This is a genomic window from Janthinobacterium sp. Ant5-2-1, assembly GCF_001445815.1.
Lineage (GTDB): Bacteria > Pseudomonadota > Gammaproteobacteria > Burkholderiales > Burkholderiaceae_D > Janthinobacterium > Janthinobacterium lividum_E.
In genome coordinates this window covers 52,639-74,375 of the sequence record NZ_LNCE01000018.1, presented here as the reverse complement: position 1 = coordinate 74,375, position 21,737 = coordinate 52,639, and the positions used below count along the sequence as shown (strand labels likewise).

Below are 21,737 nucleotides of genomic sequence, written 5' to 3'. Positions count from 1 at the left end.
CAGTCTATAACCAATTAGGTACATCAGCAAGAAAAAGAGGTACGACCGTGCGCAACGTCAGCTGTCGTGACAAGGAATTATCGGACCGATTGTCCAGTGTATTTTGGTGCTTCTTCTTCGATTGCAAGGTCAGTAACACGCCAAGACTCCCAGGGGCTAAACCAATCTCCTGTGTACGGCCTGCGCCATCCCTCCACAAACCAACGGCCCTCGCCGGTATTGCTTGAAGCCAGTTTGAACGATCCACCATCGCAGCGCAGGTAAAAGATAAGACTGCTGAACCGGGGTCTTCAGCGAGCACGGTCGCGTAACGGCCAGGCCAGCGCACTGCCAACTGTGGCCCATCCATGAGCAATGCTACCACTAAGTTGGGGCCGACCGCACGGATGGCGGTCATGGCAGGATCCGTGCGCGCGAGATCTTCACAAATGAGGGTCGCCAGCGACATGTCCTTGTGTAGCGCCAAAAAAGGTAATTTGCGCTGGCTCACGTCGATGTCTTCCCACCACTTATCGTTGTTCGGATCCGGGTCGAAGTGCAAAGCGTACCGCTCGGTTTGCCCGCGATCGAGGCGCCAGCGATGATGTTTGTTCTGCTCGGCAATGGTGGCCTCCTCTCCTTCCTGGAAAGCGAACGTCAGCGCACGGTTATAGTGCGTGCCGTCCTCAACGGTATCAAGCACGCCAGTGATGAGAAAGTCGATACCGCTGTCTTTGAGCGCATCCACAAGCTCTCCCGCCAGTGCTGTCGTTAACGCACATTCTGGGAGAATGATTCCATTGGGGGCGGCGCCCGTTTCCGCAATCGCTTGTTGAATGAGTGGGATGATGAGTTCGCGGGCTAAGAGCTCGCCCGTCAGCTGCTTGCCATTCCGGTTGAGCCAGCTCGCCACCAGTTCGAAGTAGGCAGGGATATGGTTGGCGCCCAGGGTCATGCGGGGGGAACTGAGTTTGAAGCTGTCTGCATGAATCGTAAATGGAAACGGGATCAGCAACAAGCGCATGTCATAGGGCGCTGTGGGATCTGCCGCGGCGGTAGCCGGCGGTTTCTTACTCGAGAGTATCCAGGAAGAATTTAAAACCGAGCTTGGAGCCAGCAGGGCCAAATAATGCGAGAGACTGCGGATCGTGCAACCCACGGCCGAATTAATCGACTTGGGCAGGACCACTGCACTATCAGGCGATACTATCACGCAAAGTGAATGCGGGAGGTGGGGTAATGCCAGCGCCTGATCCGCTTTGGTGAGCGCAGCAAAAGTGATCGAGGAAAACTGGTGTTGGGGCGCGTTAGCTGGATCCACGTCCCAGCCCATACCAATACATGCTTCGTCGGCAATGGCGAAAAGGCTCAAGAGGGCTTTGACCAAATCAGGCTCGCTGGCTATTTCGTGCATGTGTACGTCAGGATAGATCAGCGTGAGTATCCACCACAGGTTGTTTACCGACTCTGGTACTTCACTGCTATTGGCATTCCAACGTTGCGCCTCGAGAGCGATCTCAGCAAGGTAAGCTTTGTGTTCTTCAAGCTGCTTGCGGTTAGGACTTGCCAGTGTATAGCAGCCGGACCTCTCGATAATTGAGCCGACGAGCGCGAACAAGTCGATGGGCCAGGTTGGGCATTTTTTCCAATCGATTGCCGGCAACTCTACGTGCTCTTCCTGCATCGAATCAAAAGCGTCGGTACCTTCTGGCAATAGGTGTTTAATTAGTTCATAGATCGTCATTCGGTTCCCTTGACCAGAAAGGAAGGGAGCGCCCTCCTCTTTCACATTTTCGTTGATGCATGACTATAGACGAATTACCAGCAACAATGGCATTGTTGAACAATTTTACGAACTGCGAATCAAGGAAAGCGTACTGGCGGAACGGGAAACGCGGGAAGAAGTGGCTGCTGGCAAGTGCAGGATAGGCCATCGGAACCGCAGCCACATCAGCTTACGTTAGTAACGGAAAAGGATTATCAGACATTCCTGCGCGATCGTTCTATTTTGATTTGTCCGAGCTTATCGACGCCAATATGGGGGCAGTCGCATACTTGTATAACCCAAAGAGTGGCAAAATCTATAGGGCGATGACCTTCGAGGGTGGAACGGCCAAGGGCGGCAAGTAGTGCACGGTACCAGTGACTGTGGCCTTCGCCGAAGCGATTACCGCGTACCGCAGTGCGTTCGGCCTCGAACCACTGTCCTGCCTGGTTGCGAATCGCTAGGCCTGGTGCTCTCATGGCAGACCAAGAAAAAATGAAGTCTGCAAACGAATCTAGATAGTATCGGACAGGCGCGTGTTAGGCGAATGGCTCGACGTTGGAAGCCGTCGAGGATTGCATGGCATTCTTAAGGGCGTATCCGTGATGTGGTTAAGCTGATGGAACTGGCGGCCGAGAATGAAACCGCGGCGCATCTTGAAAAGGTATCGGCTCACTGGCTCAGGCAAACGTTTGCGATGACCTCGCTGATCATGGGCCAAGACCTGCGCACGGTGGCTATCTCGTTGGGACATGCGAGCGTCCAAACCACCATGAGAAACACAGAAGAGGATACTTTCGACCAGACTGACAGTTGGGGGCGTGATACTCCTGATAGCGTTGCGCAGGTATGCCCGCGATAAAAACATGAGAAATTACTCATTTTTCTCAAGTTTCTCGTTTGCAATTGTTGCTTGCCTTGGTATTCTACGCTTTGGCTCACACTATTTGGTAAAGGATTGAGCCGGCTTGTCCAAAAGCTCAACGGTTGGGAAGTGGGGCATCGCCCAGTTAACGGTGAAAAGAAGCGGCTGTAGGCGCTTCAAATTGGCTTTGGCCTGAGTAAAACGAGGATAACAATTTCGAAATATATTTTTGCACTGATCGCAATATTAGTATCAACCGTAGTATTCTTTTCCGCATGATTGGAAAGAGTTTGTCATTGACGGCAAAGGTTCAGTTCGAAGCACCTTTGAACAAGCCAACTTTCAATGTCTTGTTATGCGGTATCTGATCGACGAAAACGCGCCGTGGAAGCGCCCAAGTAACCAAACAATATGAAAATCCGAACAATATGAAAATCTCTGCAACAGTCATGACAGTTTTATACTGGTTAAAAACCCATTGGTTCATAAATCTTGTATTTTTTTTCTTCGCAACTTCATTAATAGAACGAATGGTTTGGATCGGCACTGATGATAGATTACTCGGAACAACAAAAGTTGGTCGGTTTCCTGGATGCGAAGGCAAACCCGTCGAGATTAAGAAGACCGATACCGAATCGGTTTTAGATTATCGCTGCCCTCTTTTTTCGGATAGTGGCTTTATGTATTGGCCAATGATCCATAGTGGAACTACCCCACGTTCTAAGTAACGGAAATTCACAGTAACAACTATGGCCGCGCACGACGAGGCCTAGCGCAATGAGAAGTCTAGCGCGGCGCTACTCCAATGAGGCTATGCCTGGTCGACGAGGATAGATGATACGAAATAGATGAGGCTAATAAACGCGGAATCAAGGTTGATCGGATTGCCCAAGTCATTATTTTGGATTCCACCACTTGGTGTTTGCATGATGCCTGAAGGTGATGCGCCCACTCTATAGTCCCTGAAGACATAGAGTGGTGCTTGTGGCATTGAATTACTTTGAACAGATCGTTTTGGCCGTCCTCTTTTCAAGTCCACTCTTGGCCTTGGCATCATCCATTGATGGAGCCAAAGTAGAGGTGAATGAAGAAATTATGTCCATCTTCTTAATTTTTAAGCTGTTGATTTTCTTCTTTTTGAACTTGGCCGGTATTGCTTCAGTTCGATAGACTGGCATGGTTTTACCCATTATTCCTTTCATTACACATCTGTTCGTACAGTTGCAACAGGCCAACATGCAAAACAGCGCATTCGGCAAGCAGCTGATTCTTCAAAGTTACTTGATCTGGTTTGTCTCGCAAGTATCTATTCATCAAGAAAATGATGGATGGAGGATTTTCACGTACATCGGTGAAAGTCTCCAAAAAACAAACTGGATGGATCAGGACGGAAGCAATGTCCGCTTCCAAATGGATGCGTTCGCGATCCAATCCATTGCGGAATGCGTTCAAACTATGCTTCCCTTCCAGCCAACTGACATAGCTGAGCGCTTTGGATTCTTGCGCCAGCCAGCTTTCAGCAATCTCGTCGTTATCAAACTCAGCTATGAAAATTTCAGCCAAAGCTTTGGAGATCGTGGAGCTAAATTTTACTTGCATTAATTTCATCTATTTGCTTTCGATGCGTTCATTGTAGCGGCGATCACCTGTTGGTGATCGCCAATATGTGGAGGAGTTAGTCAGCGTAGCCCTAGCGCGACTTCCGCTTGTGCGGTAGTAACGCATGCCGACTTTGCGTATAGGTTGATCGCCCGTTGTTTTCCAACTGGGCCTTGTTCAAGAAGCGCTTTGCATTGGGCTAGCAACTTTGTTTGCTTCTTGTCGTTTTGCTCCTTTTTGTATGCGTTTGCCATCTTTCCTCCTATTGATCATTCATCCTGGTTAAAAGTGAGTGGTATTTGTTCCTTTTTTACGTCTGGTCGCGGGATTGTTTTTGACCTGTTCAGGATGTCATCGTCCGCCTGAGCATCTCGTTTCCAAGATGCCAATGTGACTGGTGAACGGCGACGCATTGCTGCACGATCGGCATCGGCGATGGTGGTGCTTGTAGAAGAGCGGTGCATGGATTTACGGTGCTTTCCATAAAAATTTGGGAAGAGCACCACCAAGCAGGGGGTGTCCCCCCGTTGGGTTGAATGCCGCTATGCGGCTAGGTGTAGATAGATGAAGAGAGGCCGATCGGGTGCGACTTGATCGACCAAATTACAGGGGGACGCTACGAATTATTCACAGCGCAAAACTTACTTTTTGAATAAAAAAATGCCTGAATAGGCGCAAGGAGAAAATTTTCAATGTGGAAACATTGAAAAGTTGACAGTGAAGTGATGTTGTGGAATTGAATCAATGCCGAAGGCCGACACAAAAATAATATCATACTTCTACTGAACTAGGGCACGGAGCAGAACCATCGTATCCAGTGCGAAAAGGACGCTTTTATCAGAGCTATTCGAGATATTTCCCTAGGCGAAGTATGGAAAAATTTCATTGCAGTCAAAGGCTTCACTTACCCCATATTTTAGAACTTGTCCGGATTTAACGCGGGTGCAAGTGGCCTTTTCTCATAGTATCAAGGCAACTGTAGAGATCCCCAGTGGCACGCGGTTCCATTGTTGGTATGAATGTAGTCAAGCAGACGTAACTGTATCGGGAAAAAGATGAACGAGTTGATAGGCACTGATGACCAAACCGAGCACGAGCATTCTTGGTCAATTACTTCAAGAATCGCGGCTTTACCGTCCTTCTCCCCTCCCATTGCCTGTCCACGGTTGGCTAGTCTTATTCAAGAAGCCCGCGAGCTTCATCCGCTCATGGCGGCCCAACCAATTGCTCGCGCCGGCGAGTCGATGTTTTAGTTTGAGAATAAATGGGCTATCACCAATTTGCCGCTGCCGCCGCTAAGTTTGGGCTGAAAGAAGCGATCCAGTGTGCAGTCTTTTATCTTGTACCTTTCGAAGTAACTTTGGGCTACCTGCGCCGATATGTTCGCGAAGGTTACAGGGTGTAGTGGATTGATGATTCTTAGCCATTAATCAGCCTACTGCAGTTTTATCCTCGGAAAACGCCCAGCAGCACTCCACGGCCCGCGAGACGGGCCATACGCATTGAGAGGATCTGGCGCAGTGCCAGGCCGAGAGAGAACTTCAAAAGAGAAACCATGAAAATAATCGTATTTGCAACGCTGGCCATGGGCCTTGTAGCTACAGCGCACGCGGCCACCTAAAACGTCAACATGTCATGGATGTATGGCACGTCGGCGCGCACGCAAATGGTCGTCGTTGCCGATGACAGCAAACCAGCCGTCAGCGCGGAGAAGACTGCCGTTCGCCTCTTGGTTGAGACCAGCAGTATCCCCAAGGTGGAGTTTGACGCCATGCGACATCTGAACAAGCTGCCTGTTGGCGTCGTGTCCAAGTGCGATGCCGTGTCGTGCAGCTACGGCGTCCATCAGGAGTTCACCACGGGCCGGTGGCTGGAAGTAAAGGCACGAGCCGCAGAGGCAAAAACGCTCTTCGAACTTAGCTGGATAAGCGACAAACTGGACATCCCGGACAAAATATTAAGCGCTGGCTCGTTGTTGCCTATCGAGGTTCCGCGTTTCAGCCACCAGCAGTTCGTCCAGAATATGCTGATCGACAGTGACCACGGCAAATTTACCTTTCCGGTAGAAGGCGGCGAACCACTGGTAATCGAAATCACAAAGGTGCAGAACTAACCTGCGCCTCAGAGGAAAATCATGTCGAATGAAAATTGGATCAAACACGCGTACCCTCTTCAGCAGATTACGATCGAACTGCAAGGGACACGGCATAGTAAAAGGGAAGATGTGATCGGCCAGCTCGAAACCGTACTTGCCAAGCTCAAAAAGGGCGAACTAGAAGGCGTCCTGCACGACGACGATTTTGGCTACAGATTTCAAGTGCAACCCGCCGTACCTGGACCATCTTTTTTTGATGCGTCGGCCGGCCACCAATGACCAAGGAAAAAACCTAGCAGCATCCGACGGCCCGCATGACGGGCCATGGGTCGTCAGATGGTCGGACAACGAGTTTGCCCCCTGAGGGAAATACATGATTACAAAGATTGCCATCACTACAGCCATATTCTTCATCATGACAGTTTCGGCACAAACTAAAAGCGCAGCACAGGTAGGTGTAGAGGAACTGGCGATCCTCTACACCTCAGTCAAATGGGGCAATGCGGTCGATTACGGTACGGCCTTGATGCCTGTGAATGCGTACAAGAGCCAGGCCGCTTGTGACGCTGCAAAACAGAAAATTGCGGAAGCATCCTTAACCGAAGCTCCACGTCAGAAGACTCTTGTCTGCCAGGCCGCCAAAACACCTGATGAGAGGGCCCTAGCACAACTGTTAGTAGTCCAAATTCAGAAAATGTAGCCGAGGTAAATATGGGAAACCTCATAATTGCATTTGTTGTAAGCGTAGCCATGACGGCGGTTATTTTCTTTGGATACGTCAACCATTTGAATTTAGCTTTGGTTTTTGCTTTGGTAGTGGGTCTTGGATTGCTCCTTGACGTTGGCGCTCAACCTCTCATTAATTATATGCGCCGCGGGGAATCCACCGGCGAGTTTGTAAGAGCGATCCACCTTGTTCACCCGGTCACCGGCAACTCGTTGTGCGGTGGAATGCGGAATAGTGGTGTCGGATTTGCCGACGCCCCCGGCGTGTCGGTTCGAGTAATCACCTGCAAAAAATGCCGCCGCCTGGCCCGGAATTGACAATGATACGCGCCCTACAATCCCGCAGTTTTTGAATGGGAAATTTCCGATTCCCCAGGAAAACCGCGACGGCCGGCAGCCGGCGAACTTGAAAGTCAGTATTGTATATGACTCGTAAATTGAAGATGCCGCTGACGATCAGGCCCCGTGTTCGTGCGCCATGCGAGGAGGCAATGGGTGTTGGTTCCGAAGTGGAATATCAAATAGGTATCGCCGAGTACGGTCGGGGTTATATCACTTCTGTCGATCTTGAGAAGGACTGTGTGAGCATTACTGGATACGAATGGCCAGTGCCTCTTCGTGATGTCATAGAATTGGCGTCGCTTCCTGCTTTCAACACATGGCGTGTGCAGTGGCTTGACCTAGCCGCGGATGCAATGTCCTCATCAGGGATGGACATCGTCGAAGTTTTTCATTTCGCTAGCGACAATGATGGCAACTTGCGATCGGATTTTAAGGCTGGTAAAACTGTCGCAAGTAGCGTCAACGAACATGCCGGTTGTGTGGCTCATTTACCTCGATTCGACAGAATCACCGGTAAGCGCCCTTAAGGAAATTTGGCGCTCGCTCAAGTTCTATCCTGTTCGTGGTCACGCCGCTTTAAGGCATCGGATAGTGCCGTGATTGCCCAGTCCGGGCAAGACCGCGAGCTGGGTTTGTCCGGATCGTTCAACCAGGAACGCACTGCCCTAACGGAGCATGGACGTTGGGTCAGCTCGCAGATCAGCGCAGCGCTATCTGCCTGCGTCAATCGGTGCTTGGTAAGTATGTTCTGGAACAATTCTCGGTTCCCCATCACCGACGGCAGCTCTTACCGATATTTACCTCCACGACACCGTCCGCCGCAACTTCCAGGATGGCCCTGATTCGCAGGCTGATGCGCTCACCGACTGCTTTGGTGAATTGGTTGATATAACCGAACCAATTTCCACTAAACATGGCGACCGTAAAAAGAAGAAAGATCGTAATAATTACCCAGATCTGCACGAGGGTTCGCATGGCAGCAATCACTTCCGTGGCGCTAGCGTGACGCATGGCTTCCAGGAGTTCCGCCATCATGCTTGGCGCGAACAGCAAGCCGGCAACCACGCTGAAAAAGAGCTGCAACGGCAACAAGAACACGGTCAATTTAGCCACGCGATATGAGCATCCTATGAGATTGAACGCCTGCGCGAGATAAAGGCGGCGCTCGTTCTTCACTTCCCGTTGGGCCTCGGCAACAGGGGAGCGGTAGTCCTGTTCAGGCAGAGCACCGACCTCAACCTGGTTGACATAGACGCGGCAAACGGAACTCTGCATTTTATGGGTCCTTGATTTGATAGTGGGAGAATAGGCACGTGTGCCTATGAGATGCCAGAATAGGCACACGTGCCTATTTTGTCAATCAACAACTAGTACTGGTTGCGGCTGAATGTCGAAAATGCCTATCTGCTAGGTATGGACCAAAAAAAACCCTGCCGTAGCAGGGTTCAGAAAAACGTAGTTTATTTCCTAAACACTCCCCCTTGTTGGTCACTCCGGGAAGCGGTCAGCGATAGGTTGTGATGCCAGAATGGCTTTGCTAAGACGACTTGTCAATTTCGAACATGTCTAATTGTGGGGCTGGTGGTAGTAGCTTCTCATGCTCAGCATTCGAGATGGACTTCTGCATCAAGTAGTGATTTAACTCGACTGGAGAAAGATCGAATCGAAGTGCAAGGTTTGCGAAGTAGCGGTTGCGAAGCGCGATCTCCTGGTACCTATGAGCGTGACCAGCTGGGAGGCTGACAATCCCCTGATTCAGCCAGAAGGTGGCTGATTCGGATGCCGGCAGATTATTGCAATCAATCGATATCGTAGGGTATACGCAGGTAATGAACTCGCAGGCTTTTTCAGCGTCAACACTGAGTTGATCGGTCTCGTTGAACCAGGTGGTTTTCTTGCCATTGATCACCCAGTGTGAGAATTGCCTTTCAGGGTGTAAGTACGGGTTCCACATCTCATCAACCAAGCTGCGCATTCCTTCTGACGGGACTTCGTGGTCATATTTTCCCACCTTGAACCATCGGGTAGTTGGAATGGTCAGTTTCGGCGCCTTGTCATGTTTTGGAATTGAATAACGTCGTCCTAAAATGTACACCTCATACCAAATGGCCACGGCAGGAAATGCTTCGACAGCTTGATAATGGTTGCTCCAATGCCAATCAATCAGCGCCAGCTGTTGTAAGGAGACCAGCTCGAAAGTAGGACTGGCAATAAGTCGGTTTTCTTTCGTGTCAGGCAAGCGACCGGTGAAAATAGCGGCTTCCATTTCCTCCGCTCTGTCCCTTTCGTTGGCATCCATCGATAATAGGTAACGGAGCATGGATCGTCGAAACTCATATGAGTAGACATCTGGCCGTATCTGAATATAACCAGCTGCGCTGACAGTTCTTCCGACTATCTCGCGCGACTCCATATCGAATTGTGTTGTCATCAATAGGTTGCGGAAGTCGTTTAGTGGCCTCATAAATGAGTTCCGATCAAGCGTCAGCATGCTCTCCATGCTCTTATCCTCGGCGCCAGTCAAAGTACAAAATGAGCAGCCGGTACGTGCCCCGCACGGTTGCTTGTTACCCCCGTCACCCAGCACGACGCCACAAACACCATCGTTTGCATCTTGGTAGATTGTGAACAGCCGATGCACACTTTCTGCTGTTATCGGTGACTGATACGGGTTACTTTCAGGCTCCAACAGCATTTCTAGCGTCTCCCAAACATCGGATAGAGACCAGTTAGCGATAATGCTCAAAACCAACTCTCCGGAGGAGCTACGAATTGGCTCATGTGCTGACTCGCCGCGTCTTGCCATCCGACCTTTACGCACGGTCGACTCGCCCAGTCGCGAGCCAATTATTGTGACCATTTCTCGGCCGGTTTGCGCAATTGCTCGCGTTTCCAGTTCGGCAGCCAAGCGCTGGGCTGGCAGATATTTCCAGTCGGCAGCACATTGACGAGCCTTGCTGTTTTCCGGAAACCGCGGAAGCGTGCCCCGTCCAATCGTTGTGACGATGAAAGACGAGGCCAGTGATGGATGGGTCAGGTATAACTCGATCGGCAGTGCATGCTCAGAGAAATGCTCCCGCATCTCGTCTTGAACGGTCAAGAGATGCATTTCCATCAATGGGTTCTCAATGCCAGTGCTGCTGCTGCTGATGTAGTGCGTAGTTGTGATCCCTTCGGCTACAGCTCTACGCACCGCCTCGATCATTAATACGACACATGAAGTTGAGTCCTTGCCCGAACTAAAACGTAGATGCAGAGAATGACGCCGGCGGATGAGCCCAAGCAGTGTCTCAATGCCCTCTTCCTGGATTGTTTTTCTTTGTTCGCTTTGCTTGATTGTTACGCCGAGCATAGGTTGCGCCTCGAGCAGCGCCAATAATTCTTCTGTTTTGTCGTGAACGAGTGGTGCAGCGTTCCTTTCGAGATGATGCTTCATTTAATTGCTCCAGTGTATTTCAAGTGGCAGTCCGAGTGGAGTTTGCCAACGATGTGTGATTTATAGAGGCGCTTGGCCATGAAGGATTGCCGATGGACGGCGTAGAAATTCGATGGGCCTACTCATCTATGCAGGGCAAAGATCAGTCAGGCAGCCCATCAATACACACCAACGCTGAGCTGGTGTGTATGGTGGGAACTGTGGATTTTTAACGTTCGACTGTTGCGATTACTAGCGCCAGCCTGGCTTTCATTTGCGCGGTACATGGCGTGGTGTGGTAGCAGTCAACTTCCAGCATCAGGTATCCGGGGGAGGTAAGCATGTCCATGATCGATTGGAACTGTTTCAGCTTGGCGCCGTGGGATTGCATGGCTGCGTAGAGTACGCCACCAGGGGCCCCAAGGTCGCCGGCCGCTTCGACCGCTTTTATGACGCCCATGCTGATATGTGAGACAGCTAAAATTTGAGCTTGTTTCATGCATCAATCTCATTTACGTGAGTCATCCAAACCTTTGCGGACGGAAGAGACTGAATCACTTCCAGGATTTTAGAGTCGCTCGGGCGGTGGACCTCGATGTACGTGCCTCTCTGCAATGCGCTAAGCATGTACATGCAGTCTGCGAGAGTGTAGACGCCGTGGATATCTCCGATACCTGTAAGTGTCTCGTGTGAGGCAAGCAGCTCTTGCATGAAGCATGTGGAATTTACTTCCCCATTCTTGCCAAATGCCGCAGCCGTGGGGTTGGAGACAGGGGTGAGCAAATCTTCCCTGGGTGCGCTGAGTTTGTTGATCGCCGCGAGAGCAGCGTTAGCTTGAGATTCTGGGTCTTCAGGGTCGTAGTCATCCTCCGTGATTGCTCCAAGTTTAATAAGGTGATTGAGGATGTTGTCGGTAAAGTCTGTACAGGAAAAAGCCATTGTCTGCTCCATTTTGGGCATGGGGCTTCCCTAGCGGGAGAGCCCCACTAGGGTAAAGTTTGTGTAGTAGTCGGGGCTAGCCCAAAGTTACTTGCGCTTGTGTTTCACGGCGGTTCATCCACCAGTCCATTGCATCTTCTTTTGCGACCTGAACGGCTAGAGGTCGGGTTAAAGCGTGACCTTCACCAAAGGTTTTTTTCGATCCATTTGGATAGATTGCATTTACAGTCCATCCGGACCGTATGCCACCCACATGGTGAGGAAGCAATACATACGTGGCGCCTCCAAAAAGAACAGAGCCAGAGGTACTCAGCTTGCTTAAAAACTGGTCCTCGATTAATGGCGGCAATGCGATGCCGTCGTGAATACCGTGCAACACAACTGCTTCGGCGTAACATGCCGTGGGCACCAATGAAGGAGTGGTCTGCACAGGTGTGCGTAGATTTGATGACATGAGTTGACCTTTGTATTTCTTGTAATTCCCAGTTTGCGAAAACCTCTGAGATAGCTTTCGATCTTTCGAGCTTTGGCGGATTTGTGAAGTGACTCAAGCGTGTATCTGTATGAGATGCTCAAGAATGTGTTTTGCTAGCACCGCAATAAAGGCGTGGATACCGTCAATATCAAGTGGATTTACGCAGAATGTGGCATACCCGTGATCTCCATAACTCTGGTCAACATGCCACCAGCCGAGCTCATTAGGGTTGATTAGATGGCGTATGCAAAGGAACTTTGCGAGGGTTGGCTGAATCGTACACAGGTCTTCGATTTTTCGACGAAGGGGGATGAATGCCGATAGGATTTCTAAGCGATGCTGATCGGTGTGGACCGAAAAAATGACATGGTCACCAAGTCTGTGCTGCTCCACAAAATAAATTCCGTGTTGACTTTCCAATTTGCGCTTGAGCCCAGTACAAACCTCCTGGTCTAATCGGCTGGTCAATTCATTAAATTGTGCGAATGTGATTTCGATATCCATGGTTACTCCATAATTTGCCAGCGACTGGCGATTTGAAAGGAGTTGGCCGAGTGGCCGTACAGAAGCATGGTTCTGTAAAGCGACATTGAGAGACGAATCGATGTTATGAGTCTTCGTATTCCGTGCAACGCTAACAATGTGAGGGGCACGAAAAATATGAAGCGAAAGCTAAAAAAACATCCGCCTTGCCCTGGATGAGGGAAAGGCGGAATGTTATAGAGATTTACCGGATGGGATTAATGCAGGCCCGCAGTTGGGCGAGCAATTCTCCAACGCCAAACTGCGTGTTGTCATCTTCGAAGCCGGAAATGAACTTTTCGGCAGCTTCAAGGACGGCAAAGGGATGCGTTGAAATAATCATCTCTTCAATACCTTCAAGTGATTTCACGCCATTTAGCGTACCTATGTTTGGCTTGCCATCCATAATCGCCAGTGCCACTGCACCGACTCGTGCTAACTTCACCGGCGGTTTGAACAGGGACGCAGCCGCTCGGACAGCGTGATGCTGATCGTGTAGAAGCGCATGCTTCGCGTCGTCGTCACATTTGTCGAAGTGTCTGTTTGCGATGGCGAATCTGCCACCCCAGTCTAAACCCAAGATACCGTTGATAGTGATCACGTCTTTCTGGAGGAGGTGTTCAACGTCTTGGTGACGGAGTTTGTGGAGCAGCGCCACTTCCTGTGGATTCGGCTTGCGCTGTCCGAATGATGCCTGGAGGTCTTTAGCAGTCTTCATGAGGCAGCACGCGCTTGGTATGTGGCGCCGATCAGGTCAGCGAGTATGTATTCGAACTTGGTACGGCTGTATACGAGCATCGGGTGCCAGCATGCAAAGAGGAAACTAAAAAGTAAGTTTGTGGCGGTGAGCATCGATCCGGCCGCTACAATTGGAGGCTGGATGTTTTGAGTAATGGAGTTTTTTTGGAGCATGTTTAATCCTTGAAACGAGGACGAACCTGCCCCACTGGGGAAGGTTCACCCAGGTGGTAGAGAGTTGAAGCGAAGCGTCAATGCGCTCCTGTGTATTCTGTATTGCTATCTCAGCCGCATTTTGCCGAACGTTTTGACGTTGGCACCAGGCGTGGCAAATCTCCTTCGCATTGCCCCTACGCGCGCGACAGTGTCCGATCCATGTAATTGGAGCCGGTCAGGATCATACCGTGGATGGCAATAACTGTTTTGAACAGCTATAGGCTGCACGACACTGATAGTCGTACCGTAGAAAATGCTGAGGAGTTTTCTTTGCGTTTGAGTTGAGGAAAATTCTTGAAATATTATTTGATTAATAATTGCCTTGTCGCACACTCAACCAGGCCGTACTTGAAGATTTCCGAAGAGTTCGGATTGATAAACCAATCCAGATGATGGGGGGGGGGGTAGGCTATTTTAATTTCATTAGGGGCTCCTAGAATACGTATCGGAGCCTCCATCCGTGCCGGAAGAAGTTCCGACGACGCAATTTGTTGACAGGTGTTTGAAGTTCGAAAGCGAACAGTTTTACCGCAAGGCGGTGATGAAAAAAGGGGGAGTTTTTTTGAACTCGTCAATGCACTGGTGCATGAAGGAGTTGAGTGCAACTACAATGCCGCATGGCGACAGGTCAATTTTACACTAACAATTCGTACTTGCAAGCTAATGAGCCTGGCACAACGGATGCTGTAGGAGTAAGAGTAGGAGTAGGATCGCTTTCGCGAACCTACTCCTTACTTTTAATTATGGTGATGGTAACTCAGCATAGCGGAGTACCTGGTATTGGCCCTTCACTATGTCATTCACCTTTACTTGATCAGCAGCGAATCCAGATCCTTGCCTGTCGTGTCGATGTATGCTTGGATCCAGTGGGGCTTACGACCGCGGCCAGTCCATTGCAGTTCAGGACTATCGGGATGGCGGTAGCGAGGCTCCACGGTTTTCACGGGTTTCCCCATTTTTGTTCCCTTGATGTTCATGAGTTGTGCGACTGTCATGCCAACGCTTTCGGCAAGAGTCAATATTTGCTGCTGGACATTCGCGATTGCTTCCTTCTCGCGGGATGCAATGTTGCTTTTGATTTGGGTTTGCAGATCCTTGAGTTGATCCAACGAATAGTTGCTCAGGTCGGTCATGGTAATTCCTTTTTTGTAATAATACTGTTGTTAATTATTTAGCACGTTTAAATTCTGCTCCTGCCAACATACTGCTGACAACTGCGGTTTTTGTTGCTTTCACATAAGTGACCGTCGCGCCCGATCTTTCCAAGAAGAGTTTTCCGTCTTTCAGAGTCGCCGGGATTGGAGTAAAGGCATCGGCGGGTTCCGTGCTGTCGCTAATTGTTACCAGGAATTCATTGTTATTTCGTTCAATCGACATCAGGGATGTTCCGTCGTTTGTTTCGACCCACTTCCCCTCGAACTCTCCTCCGTTGTTTCCACACGCACTTAGTACAACCGCAAGCATAAGAATTGCAATTTTTTTCATTTAAATTCCATAAAAAATAAGTTTGCCATAAAAGCAGCAATTATTTGTGAGGGTTCCTTGTCGAGGTGAGTTTTAGCTTTCTTGCTCGTTTGACAGGTTTTCGACCATTCTATCGGTGAAGGTCCTCACATCATAATTTTTGATTTTGAGATAATAGCATCGGTGCTTACGTCATCCTAGCTCTACTCATTTATCCTCGACTTCGGCTATAAAGTAGCTTGCGTTTTGCAATTCCGGAGATAGTCTTTCGAGACATATTTCTGTGGGATGATCTCAGGGAAGTAAAACCGACTTAACTAAGGAGAGAACATGATTCAGGCATCAAGTGATTACTTCACGGCAGTCCAGGAGAAGCTTGGCCGGAAAGGTCTGACTGTCATACTTTCAGCCGACGAGCGTGATGTCGTCGACGACTACGAAGGGCAAGAATTCAGCGTAGAAGCGTGCGCCGAACACATTGCTAAGAGCCGCGCTTAAGCTGTCATGGCCATAGATACCGGCTCTGCGCGCCAACATAGTTAGCGGCCTGTTGAATTGTGTATTGACTTTTGGCAACGAATTTTCAAGAACTGACACCCGCCCCCATTCCGGTTATAGGAATGAGGGGCTTGTTCGTCAGGCTATATTATTTTCGTTTGTGGTCCGGGGTGCCAGCTTGGAGGTTTCTCCGGATTGACTGCACGACTATTTAGGTTGTGGGCTTAGAACGACCACCCTCAGCTAATGGGTTTGCAACGAATCCCACCAAGAGGTTAAGGCTCATTTCAACCAGTCTTTCAGTTTCTTCGGTACTGAGCATCATCATGTCGTCACTACTGATTTTCGCTACGCTGGCCATTACCTCGCACAGAGTAATTTTCATCTTCCTTGTAATGTCAACTGCTACCAGAAGCGGGCAATAGTCGTCCTGGGGCAGGCTGTCGTCGACTGCGGAATCTAGTTTGGCTGCAACCCGTTCCTCGTTGCACCGCTTGCGATAGGATTCAAAGTCTTCGCCAGACATCAGCCAAGTCAGATTGCTGGCAGTGATGTACTCCATCACACCAGGTTCTTTTTGCATTTCAGACTTTACCTCCCACTTGCGTTCCGCAAGAATTTTTCGCTCGTAACCCTCGACGATTGGGCGTACCGTTCGCTCATATGCGATCGCCAATAGCAGGCTTTCGGCGGCCGAAATCATCTCAGGGGTAGGTGTAAATGGTGCGGTGGCCAGGGTGGTGGCATTGCTCATGGATTTTCCAGTTTGTTTTAGGTACCTTGCGACAAAAATTATGCCGGGTGGTATGTGGTTAGATGCCGAAGATCGGCTGTGATAACCGGGTTGAAGCTGTTCGGTACGCGTGCACAGAAAAGCTGGCGTGTGGCCGGAGAAAGGGAAAGCCGCTACCCTGGTAATCAGGGCAGACGGCTTTAGTTGTTGAGGAAGGAACTTGGAAGTCTGGTGCTGGCGGCGATGCGGTTCATGGCCGCTCGCATCCAAGCTGTCATCTCGTTCGAACGCCGTTCAATAGAGTTCGAGACGCCTTGTTTGTGTGCTTTGACACGTGAGTTGAAGTCCCAGGCCATACTATCTGAGCTAGCGATGAAGCCCATCTTAGGAAGTTCGTTCAGCGCCAGATTCTTGACCCCAAAGCAGTGAGCTCTTGAACTACTTGGGAAGTTTCGACTGAGTGTTTCTAGGATCGGGTACAACCCTTCTTCTGCGTCATGCAGATCACGACGGCACATACTGCCGATACCTATCAATGTTGGCGTGTCGAGCCAACCATGCCACCTGTCCCATACAGAATTGAGCAGTTCCAAACTGAAGAGGTAGTCGCTTACATTGCGACCTTGGAGGACTGGCACTGGGGGGCGCAGCATATTGGCGACAACCGTTGAATTACATGACCTTGCCAGTTCATTTTGCCATTCATACAAAATTTGGAGCATGCCCTCCATGATAGTTGCCGTAGCGCGAATGCGGTAGTCGATGGCTTCGCGATTTTTTGCAACTGCTTGCTCCACACACAGATCCGCCTGGCTATACCAGCTGCATCCCGACAGATTCGCGAACTCCATGTATGCGGTGTAGCTCCATGGGAAAATCCCTGCGATACCCTCTTGAACGCCATTACGTTGAAAGTTAAGAATGCCGGTGTATCCGGCAGAATCGAGCGCAAAGTCCAACTCACTGAGGTCCGTTGCCTCTGGAATCCGAAACTCTCGTTTCGTTCGGTTCCAGAAAGCCGAAGCAGACACCATGGCTGGATAATTTTCGTTGAATGCGTGTGCTGCGAGTTTTCCTCCGCTGTGGGGGATGCCAACACGCATGACGAATTCGCTAGCTAGGTTGGCGTTTTTTTGCCGTACTGGTAATTCGTTGAACATGGGCTCCCCATCCTAATCGTAGTAAATCCAAATGCCCCCGTTGTAGAAGTACGCGGCGGCGGCGCCTATAAGTACAACCAAGCCCACCACTGCCTTAAATTTGAATTTTCTGTGCCTGTGTACATCGAACCTAGTTTGGGAATGAGTTGCAGATTCTTCGGTATCTTTTTTAATCCGTAAAGGTGAACCATCGAAGCCGATACCGGCGTCCGCCAGGCGGCTTATTGGGCTTTTCTTATCCATCAGTATTTTCCTTGTAGGGCACCCTGAGGGTGTATTGGTGGTTACGCGAAAGGCGTGTGAATGGACCGCACAGGGATCTGCGCGTCCGGGATTGAAGTGCTTGTTAAAAGAGACTCTGTTGGGGAGTTTGGCCGGGGGCAGCGCAGCCCTGCAGCAGCGTGGCGTTGACGCTCGGTGGCAGCGTCCAAGTGACAGTGTAAAGCTGAGCGTAGAAAGTAAGTATTCCTCGTTCTTCTCGCGCACTAAGCCGAATGTCGTCTCGTAAGTTTCAGGTACATCGTCGACTGTTGTGACGAGGCCCAGTTGTACCGCCAGCTTCTTTGCCCTATCAACAAGGTAGCAGCTGTGTTCGATAGTCCTAAGCGTCACGGTGATGATCGTGTCGTCGGGTAAAGCGGGGGCAGGCCGCTACCGTTGCGGTGAAGCGATTTCGGCTACCGCGTAGTACGCCATCTGCAAGCGACAGGAATCCGGTTGCAGAGATGGACTGGATAGTGAAGCTGATTTTCGAGCGTTTTCCGTTGTGCGTCAGCTCAACGTCGCGGATCGTTTGACCAGGTTGCAGATTCAAGTCGCGCAGGCGAGCAAAATTGCTGAGGATTGTCCGCTCTTCTTTTGCTTGGCACCGGGCCAGATAGCCCTCGTACGAGAGCAGGCACTCTTGTATCTCACGAACGGATGGCTTTGGACCCGAAGTGCGCATCGTCCGGCATTCGCTAATGTAGCCGTCTCCAGCGTGGATTCGAATGTGCCGGCGCCCTTCTGAATTGAGCAATGCAATCGCGCCTCGAGGGGCCAATTTGAGGCTTTCCTGAGCGTTCTTGAATGCTTGCCAAGCTGGCTGGTTGATGCGGTGCAGATGTGCCATCGCAGGATCAGTCTCGCCGTCGAACACGATGTTGGCTGTGTTGAACTGAGGATCGGCAAGCGCCGCGATGTAGTCGGCGCCGAAGCTATCCTGGTAGTAGGTCTCATTTCCGTTTTCTTCTTCGTGAAGGTCGAGGAGTTCGTGAGCGACGCGCAGGCCTTCGAGCCACAAGGGACGAAACGAGTTGTTGAGATAGTGATAGCCACGTGCCTGGCGCATGGTTTCAGGCAGTTGAATCGGTTCTTTGATATGCCACATTGTTTGTTCCTTGGTGCGTACTACACAATTGAAGTGCCGAGGATGTTGCTTGGCGTTATGTTGGTTTATTGGCTGGAGATGCTCAGTTTGGAGAAGTTCATGAGCGCGTGTTGGAAGTAGGTTCCGATCAACGATTTGTCGTCTGCGTCCGCATAGCTCGCGAACACACATTCGTTGCGCTGGTGGAATGCGTTGTACTGTTCGTTCATGAACACAATACGAACTGGCACGGTTGGTAGGCAGCTTTGCATGGCACGTGCACGGCTGTTGAACCTGGCTGTGCGATATGAGCGTGCCTGGTTCGCTGACATAATCAGCATGGTCATGGGTTCCTCTTGAAAAGTTAGTTTTAGAAAAGTGATGCTTGCGCAGGTTGCTGTTTGCGTGGGAGGGTTGCCACGATGGCCGTGGCCTTCGCTGCGTGTTCCAGATCGTCTTCCAGCGCCAGAATTGGATCTGGGGTTTGACGTGCGACCTCGATGCGGGCAGGCGACGTAGTGGATGACTCGTGTGGTTTTTGGAAGATGACGGTTACTGTTTGAGCAGCGGTACCGCTTTCCTTGAAAGCATTCTTGTCGTTGATCGTGACCCGCGCCCGCATAGAATCGAGGAAGGCGCGGAACTGCGTTGTCTTGTTATTCGTGCGAAAAGTGACTGCGATCGACATGATTGCTCCCATCGTGCCTCCCTGTTCGAGGAACTTGAAAGCGTGCATGACATGGGCGATGTCAGCCTGGGACTCGAATGGTGGATTAAGGATTACGGCCGAAAACTGTTGAATTGGCTCTATCGTAAGGAAGTCGGCCTGCTCGACGCGGAAGCCGAGGCTTCGCAGCACATCGCAGTTCTTCTGCTGGATTTCGTAGCAGGTGATGTTCTCTTTCCCAACGATTTCAGCGCAGACACTGGCTATTCCGCCAATGCCGGCTTCAGGCTCGAGAACTGTTTGACCAGGCCGTAGACCAACCAACCTTACAAGTTCGCGGGCCAGCGGCTCCGGAGTCGGGAAGAACCCGAACTTCTCGGGTTTATCGAGCTTGCCTGTCTCCAGGTAGCTTGCAATCGACTCCTCTGGGTCGCCATTGGCGAAAACGTGACTGTGGGCTTTCTTGTTCCACTTACCGCCAAGGGCTTCGAGGATCTTGTTGACCTTGGTATAGTCGGCGCGATCGAGCTTAGCTGGGCGGGCTTAGCGTGGTTGTCGATCTGAATTGCGACTGATGTTCGTGCGGCAGGACGCGACACGGTGGTGGGTTGCCTAGAAAGGCAAGAAAATACTTGAGCGTGTGCTCATCGCTGCAGGGCAGAGAGAAGCTGTGCTGGTTGGAAGGATTGGGTGGTCGGCGCTCGTCGTTGAGCGCCTCCCGTTATATCAGTTCAGTGTTTGTTTCACGTAGAGGTCTGGCGTGCTGCTCTTCAAGATGCGAGAGTAGGCGTCGGTATAGATGCGCTCGATACGTTCACGATTACCCGGCATGTGTAGATCGTCCGACCCATCCATGCGCTCAAGCCAATCTACGTCAGCCTGGTTAACTCCGACGTTGATCATCCACTGAAGTTGCTTCGGAGCGGCAGAAGTGTTCATACAATTATTTTCCTCAAAAGGTAGATGGACGGGTTGTCCCTGGTGCACTCTCGTTAGAAAGCGCACGAGAGACAACCCGCCCCAATTGGGGGGAATTGTCTGAACTAAGTTACCTTTTTATAGCCTGACACCAAATCGACTGAGTGCCAGACCAACTTTTGCGGCGTGCATGCAAGCCGCAGCTTGTTGTAGATCCTGCGCAGGAATTTGAACTTTCCTGATGAGGCTGCTGCTTCTGTTTGGCGAGAAGAACTCGGGCGTTGCCGGAATGGCGAACAGCCTATTGAAATCGAAGCGGGTGTCACTGTTCAGTACCATGCTGCGATCATTCATGCAACGTACGATGAAGTCGGTACCCGTTTTCGATTCCTTGCTGGAGTACATTTGAGTCGTACCGTAGGCAACGACCCAATTTTTGATGCCGTTGATAACTGTTTCGCCCAAAAAAATAACCGGTCGAAATTTCGGACCGGCTATGTTTGGCTTGTCATCATACGGCACCCAAGCTCTAAGAATGTCCCCCATTTCGAGGGCTGGATTTTGCATTATCATGGTTTTCTCCTACTCCCTCGAGAAGTTGTTTGAACGCTTCAGCGAGCGTTTGCTTTGGTTGAGTTGTTTTGTCATCGGCGCGTTGCTGACGCTGTTCCAGAAACTTGATCTGATCAGGTGTGAGGGTTGGAGTGTCCAGATCCAGGTCCGGAATCACTGCCTGTGCCCACATGGTCAACGCGCGATTGATCAAAACTTCTGGTGTTACGTTGTAGCTGGCCGCCAGTACGCGCAGTGTTTCAGCCGAGATGCCGAAAGCGCTGTTGTATTGCTCCAGTTCGATTTTGAAAAATGTGCTGGTTGCTACGGAAGTAGGCTCCAGGTGATTTTCTTGCGGGTGGTCGGTCATGAAGCTCCTAATGTTTGAGATCGTTCAGTTGATGCCTTTTTTGTCGAAACCGTATGGTCGATGCAAAATTAAGGTCAGCTCTTCTGTACTTGGATGCGTTTTATGATTGCAGCGAGCCATCCGCGCGATGCAGCTGGCAAATGTGCTTGAAATTGTAGTATGAGATTCTGATGAAGTCCGCTGGGCGGTATGAAATCATCTAGCTCAAGTAGCTCACGGTTTCCGTGAATCGTGAGCTGAGTCCCCAAGAATCGGGTATGGCAATGCCGGTAGCCGGCCACGTCAAATTTCGACATTACATATTATCACGGTTTTTAGGGCGCGTGCCAGCTTGCGTTCATGATAGACCCC

Annotated in this window: 29 protein-coding genes; 8 read left to right on the top strand and 21 right to left on the bottom strand. The window is 50.4% G+C overall.

The window, feature by feature from the left end:
* Positions 1-4 precede the first annotated feature (4 nt).
* Positions 5-1,723, bottom strand: coding sequence for a hypothetical protein (locus ASN89_RS07390; RefSeq protein WP_058048823.1), 1,719 nt, complete (start codon positions 1,721-1,723; stop codon positions 5-7).
* A gap of 640 nt (positions 1,724-2,363) precedes the next feature.
* On the opposite strand from ASN89_RS07390, the gene ASN89_RS07385 reads away from it, so the two are divergent.
* Complete coding sequence (locus ASN89_RS07385) at positions 2,364-2,606, top strand: tyrosine-type recombinase/integrase (protein ID WP_058048822.1); 243 nt, start codon at positions 2,364-2,366, stop codon at positions 2,604-2,606.
* Positions 2,607-3,604: 998 nt separating this feature from the next.
* Here ASN89_RS07385 and ASN89_RS07380 read toward each other — a convergent pair.
* Together ASN89_RS07380 and ASN89_RS28620 are read right to left on the bottom strand one after the other, a co-directional pair.
* Positions 3,605-3,799: a hypothetical protein gene (locus tag ASN89_RS07380; RefSeq protein ID WP_152988497.1), complete on the bottom strand. Its 195-nt coding sequence runs from the start codon at positions 3,797-3,799 to the stop codon at positions 3,605-3,607.
* Positions 3,792-4,217 (bottom strand): hypothetical protein, encoded by a 426-nt coding sequence (locus ASN89_RS28620; RefSeq protein WP_152988496.1) that lies wholly within the window; start codon positions 4,215-4,217, stop codon positions 3,792-3,794. Before ASN89_RS28620 ends, ASN89_RS07380 begins: the two co-directional genes overlap by 8 nt.
* A gap of 1,621 nt (positions 4,218-5,838) precedes the next feature.
* Between ASN89_RS28620 and ASN89_RS07370 the strand changes: the two genes are divergently transcribed.
* The 5 genes from ASN89_RS07370 (at position 5,839) to ASN89_RS07355 (ending at position 7,898) form a co-directional block, all read left to right on the top strand.
* Positions 5,839-6,321 (top strand): hypothetical protein, encoded by a 483-nt coding sequence (locus ASN89_RS07370; protein WP_152988495.1) that lies wholly within the window; start codon positions 5,839-5,841, stop codon positions 6,319-6,321.
* Positions 6,322-6,342: 21 nt separating this feature from the next.
* Complete coding sequence (locus tag ASN89_RS07365) at positions 6,343-6,582, top strand: hypothetical protein (protein WP_058048818.1); 240 nt, start codon at positions 6,343-6,345, stop codon at positions 6,580-6,582.
* Positions 6,583-6,676: 94 nt separating this feature from the next.
* A complete protein-coding gene (locus ASN89_RS07360) occupies positions 6,677-7,003 on the top strand; it encodes a hypothetical protein (RefSeq protein ID WP_058048817.1) in 327 nt (108 codons plus the stop codon).
* 11 nt (positions 7,004-7,014) lie between these two features.
* Positions 7,015-7,347, top strand: coding sequence for a hypothetical protein (locus ASN89_RS28615; RefSeq protein ID WP_152988494.1), 333 nt, complete (start codon positions 7,015-7,017; stop codon positions 7,345-7,347).
* Positions 7,348-7,454: 107 nt separating this feature from the next.
* On the top strand, positions 7,455-7,898 hold the full coding sequence (locus ASN89_RS07355) for a hypothetical protein (RefSeq protein ID WP_058048816.1): 444 nt from the start codon (positions 7,455-7,457) through the stop codon (positions 7,896-7,898).
* A gap of 244 nt (positions 7,899-8,142) precedes the next feature.
* Here the strand turns inward: ASN89_RS07355 and ASN89_RS07350 are convergent, their stop codons facing one another.
* The 9 genes from ASN89_RS07350 to ASN89_RS07310 all read right to left on the bottom strand — a co-directional run bounded on the left by ASN89_RS07350 (position 8,143) and on the right by ASN89_RS07310 (position 15,161).
* Positions 8,143-8,646 carry a hypothetical protein gene (locus ASN89_RS07350; RefSeq protein ID WP_058048815.1) on the bottom strand — a complete coding sequence of 168 codons (504 nt, stop codon included), beginning with the start codon at positions 8,644-8,646 and terminating at the stop codon, positions 8,143-8,145.
* Positions 8,647-8,908: 262 nt separating this feature from the next.
* Positions 8,909-10,807, bottom strand: coding sequence for a hypothetical protein (locus tag ASN89_RS07345; RefSeq protein ID WP_235501899.1), 1,899 nt, complete (start codon positions 10,805-10,807; stop codon positions 8,909-8,911).
* A 208-nt stretch (positions 10,808-11,015) separates the two neighbouring features.
* Complete coding sequence (locus tag ASN89_RS07340; RefSeq protein WP_058048814.1) at positions 11,016-11,285, bottom strand: hypothetical protein; 270 nt, start codon at positions 11,283-11,285, stop codon at positions 11,016-11,018.
* Complete coding sequence (locus tag ASN89_RS07335) at positions 11,282-11,746, bottom strand: hypothetical protein (RefSeq protein WP_058048813.1); 465 nt, start codon at positions 11,744-11,746, stop codon at positions 11,282-11,284. Before ASN89_RS07335 ends, ASN89_RS07340 begins: the two co-directional genes overlap by 4 nt.
* A 55-nt stretch (positions 11,747-11,801) precedes the next feature.
* Positions 11,802-12,179 (bottom strand): hypothetical protein, encoded by a 378-nt coding sequence (locus ASN89_RS28610; protein WP_152988493.1) that lies wholly within the window; start codon positions 12,177-12,179, stop codon positions 11,802-11,804.
* Positions 12,180-12,272: 93 nt separating this feature from the next.
* Positions 12,273-12,704 carry a hypothetical protein gene (locus ASN89_RS07330; RefSeq protein ID WP_058048812.1) on the bottom strand — a complete coding sequence of 144 codons (432 nt, stop codon included), beginning with the start codon at positions 12,702-12,704 and terminating at the stop codon, positions 12,273-12,275.
* Between the two features lie 223 nt (positions 12,705-12,927).
* On the bottom strand, positions 12,928-13,440 hold the full coding sequence (locus tag ASN89_RS07325; RefSeq protein WP_058048811.1) for a hypothetical protein: 513 nt from the start codon (positions 13,438-13,440) through the stop codon (positions 12,928-12,930).
* A gap of 1,042 nt (positions 13,441-14,482) precedes the next feature.
* Positions 14,483-14,809 carry an H-NS family nucleoid-associated regulatory protein gene (locus tag ASN89_RS07315; RefSeq protein WP_058048809.1) on the bottom strand — a complete coding sequence of 109 codons (327 nt, stop codon included), beginning with the start codon at positions 14,807-14,809 and terminating at the stop codon, positions 14,483-14,485.
* 34 nt (positions 14,810-14,843) lie between these two features.
* Positions 14,844-15,161, bottom strand: a complete 318-nt coding sequence (locus ASN89_RS07310) for a hypothetical protein (RefSeq protein WP_058048808.1) — start codon at positions 15,159-15,161, stop codon at positions 14,844-14,846.
* 309 nt (positions 15,162-15,470) lie between these two features.
* Between ASN89_RS07310 and ASN89_RS28970 the strand changes: the two genes are divergently transcribed.
* A complete protein-coding gene (locus tag ASN89_RS28970; RefSeq protein WP_161911753.1) occupies positions 15,471-15,638 on the top strand; it encodes a hypothetical protein in 168 nt (55 codons plus the stop codon).
* A 211-nt stretch (positions 15,639-15,849) separates the two neighbouring features.
* Here the strand turns inward: ASN89_RS28970 and ASN89_RS07305 are convergent, their stop codons facing one another.
* From ASN89_RS07305 to ASN89_RS28605, 6 genes are all read right to left on the bottom strand, one after another.
* On the bottom strand, positions 15,850-16,392 hold the full coding sequence (locus ASN89_RS07305) for a hypothetical protein (RefSeq protein ID WP_058048807.1): 543 nt from the start codon (positions 16,390-16,392) through the stop codon (positions 15,850-15,852).
* Between the two features lie 179 nt (positions 16,393-16,571).
* A complete protein-coding gene (locus ASN89_RS07300; RefSeq protein WP_058048806.1) occupies positions 16,572-17,531 on the bottom strand; it encodes a hypothetical protein in 960 nt (319 codons plus the stop codon).
* Positions 17,532-17,543: 12 nt separating this feature from the next.
* On the bottom strand, positions 17,544-17,774 hold the full coding sequence (locus ASN89_RS07295; RefSeq protein ID WP_058048805.1) for a hypothetical protein: 231 nt from the start codon (positions 17,772-17,774) through the stop codon (positions 17,544-17,546).
* A 358-nt stretch (positions 17,775-18,132) separates the two neighbouring features.
* Positions 18,133-18,900: a hypothetical protein gene (locus ASN89_RS07290; RefSeq protein ID WP_058048804.1), complete on the bottom strand. Its 768-nt coding sequence runs from the start codon at positions 18,898-18,900 to the stop codon at positions 18,133-18,135.
* Between the two features lie 65 nt (positions 18,901-18,965).
* On the bottom strand, positions 18,966-19,226 hold the full coding sequence (locus ASN89_RS07285) for a hypothetical protein (protein ID WP_058048803.1): 261 nt from the start codon (positions 19,224-19,226) through the stop codon (positions 18,966-18,968).
* 23 nt (positions 19,227-19,249) lie between these two features.
* The gene (locus tag ASN89_RS28605; RefSeq protein ID WP_152988492.1) at positions 19,250-19,567 is read right to left on the bottom strand and encodes a hypothetical protein; all 318 of its coding nucleotides are present in this window, start codon (positions 19,565-19,567) and stop codon (positions 19,250-19,252) included.
* Positions 19,568-19,609: 42 nt separating this feature from the next.
* Here ASN89_RS28605 and ASN89_RS28600 point away from each other — a divergent pair, with 42 nt between their 5' ends.
* Positions 19,610-19,861, top strand: coding sequence for a hypothetical protein (locus tag ASN89_RS28600; RefSeq protein ID WP_152988491.1), 252 nt, complete (start codon positions 19,610-19,612; stop codon positions 19,859-19,861).
* A 411-nt stretch (positions 19,862-20,272) separates the two neighbouring features.
* On the opposite strand, the gene ASN89_RS07275 is transcribed toward ASN89_RS28600, so the two are convergent.
* The 3 genes from ASN89_RS07275 to ASN89_RS28595 form a co-directional block, all read right to left on the bottom strand.
* Complete coding sequence (locus ASN89_RS07275) at positions 20,273-20,485, bottom strand: hypothetical protein (RefSeq protein ID WP_058048801.1); 213 nt, start codon at positions 20,483-20,485, stop codon at positions 20,273-20,275.
* A gap of 117 nt (positions 20,486-20,602) precedes the next feature.
* On the bottom strand, positions 20,603-21,037 hold the full coding sequence (locus ASN89_RS07270) for a hypothetical protein (RefSeq protein ID WP_058048800.1): 435 nt from the start codon (positions 21,035-21,037) through the stop codon (positions 20,603-20,605).
* Positions 20,994-21,386 carry a hypothetical protein gene (locus tag ASN89_RS28595; RefSeq protein ID WP_152988490.1) on the bottom strand — a complete coding sequence of 131 codons (393 nt, stop codon included), beginning with the start codon at positions 21,384-21,386 and terminating at the stop codon, positions 20,994-20,996. Before ASN89_RS28595 ends, ASN89_RS07270 begins: the two co-directional genes overlap by 44 nt.
* Positions 21,387-21,737: the final 351 nt, after the last annotated feature.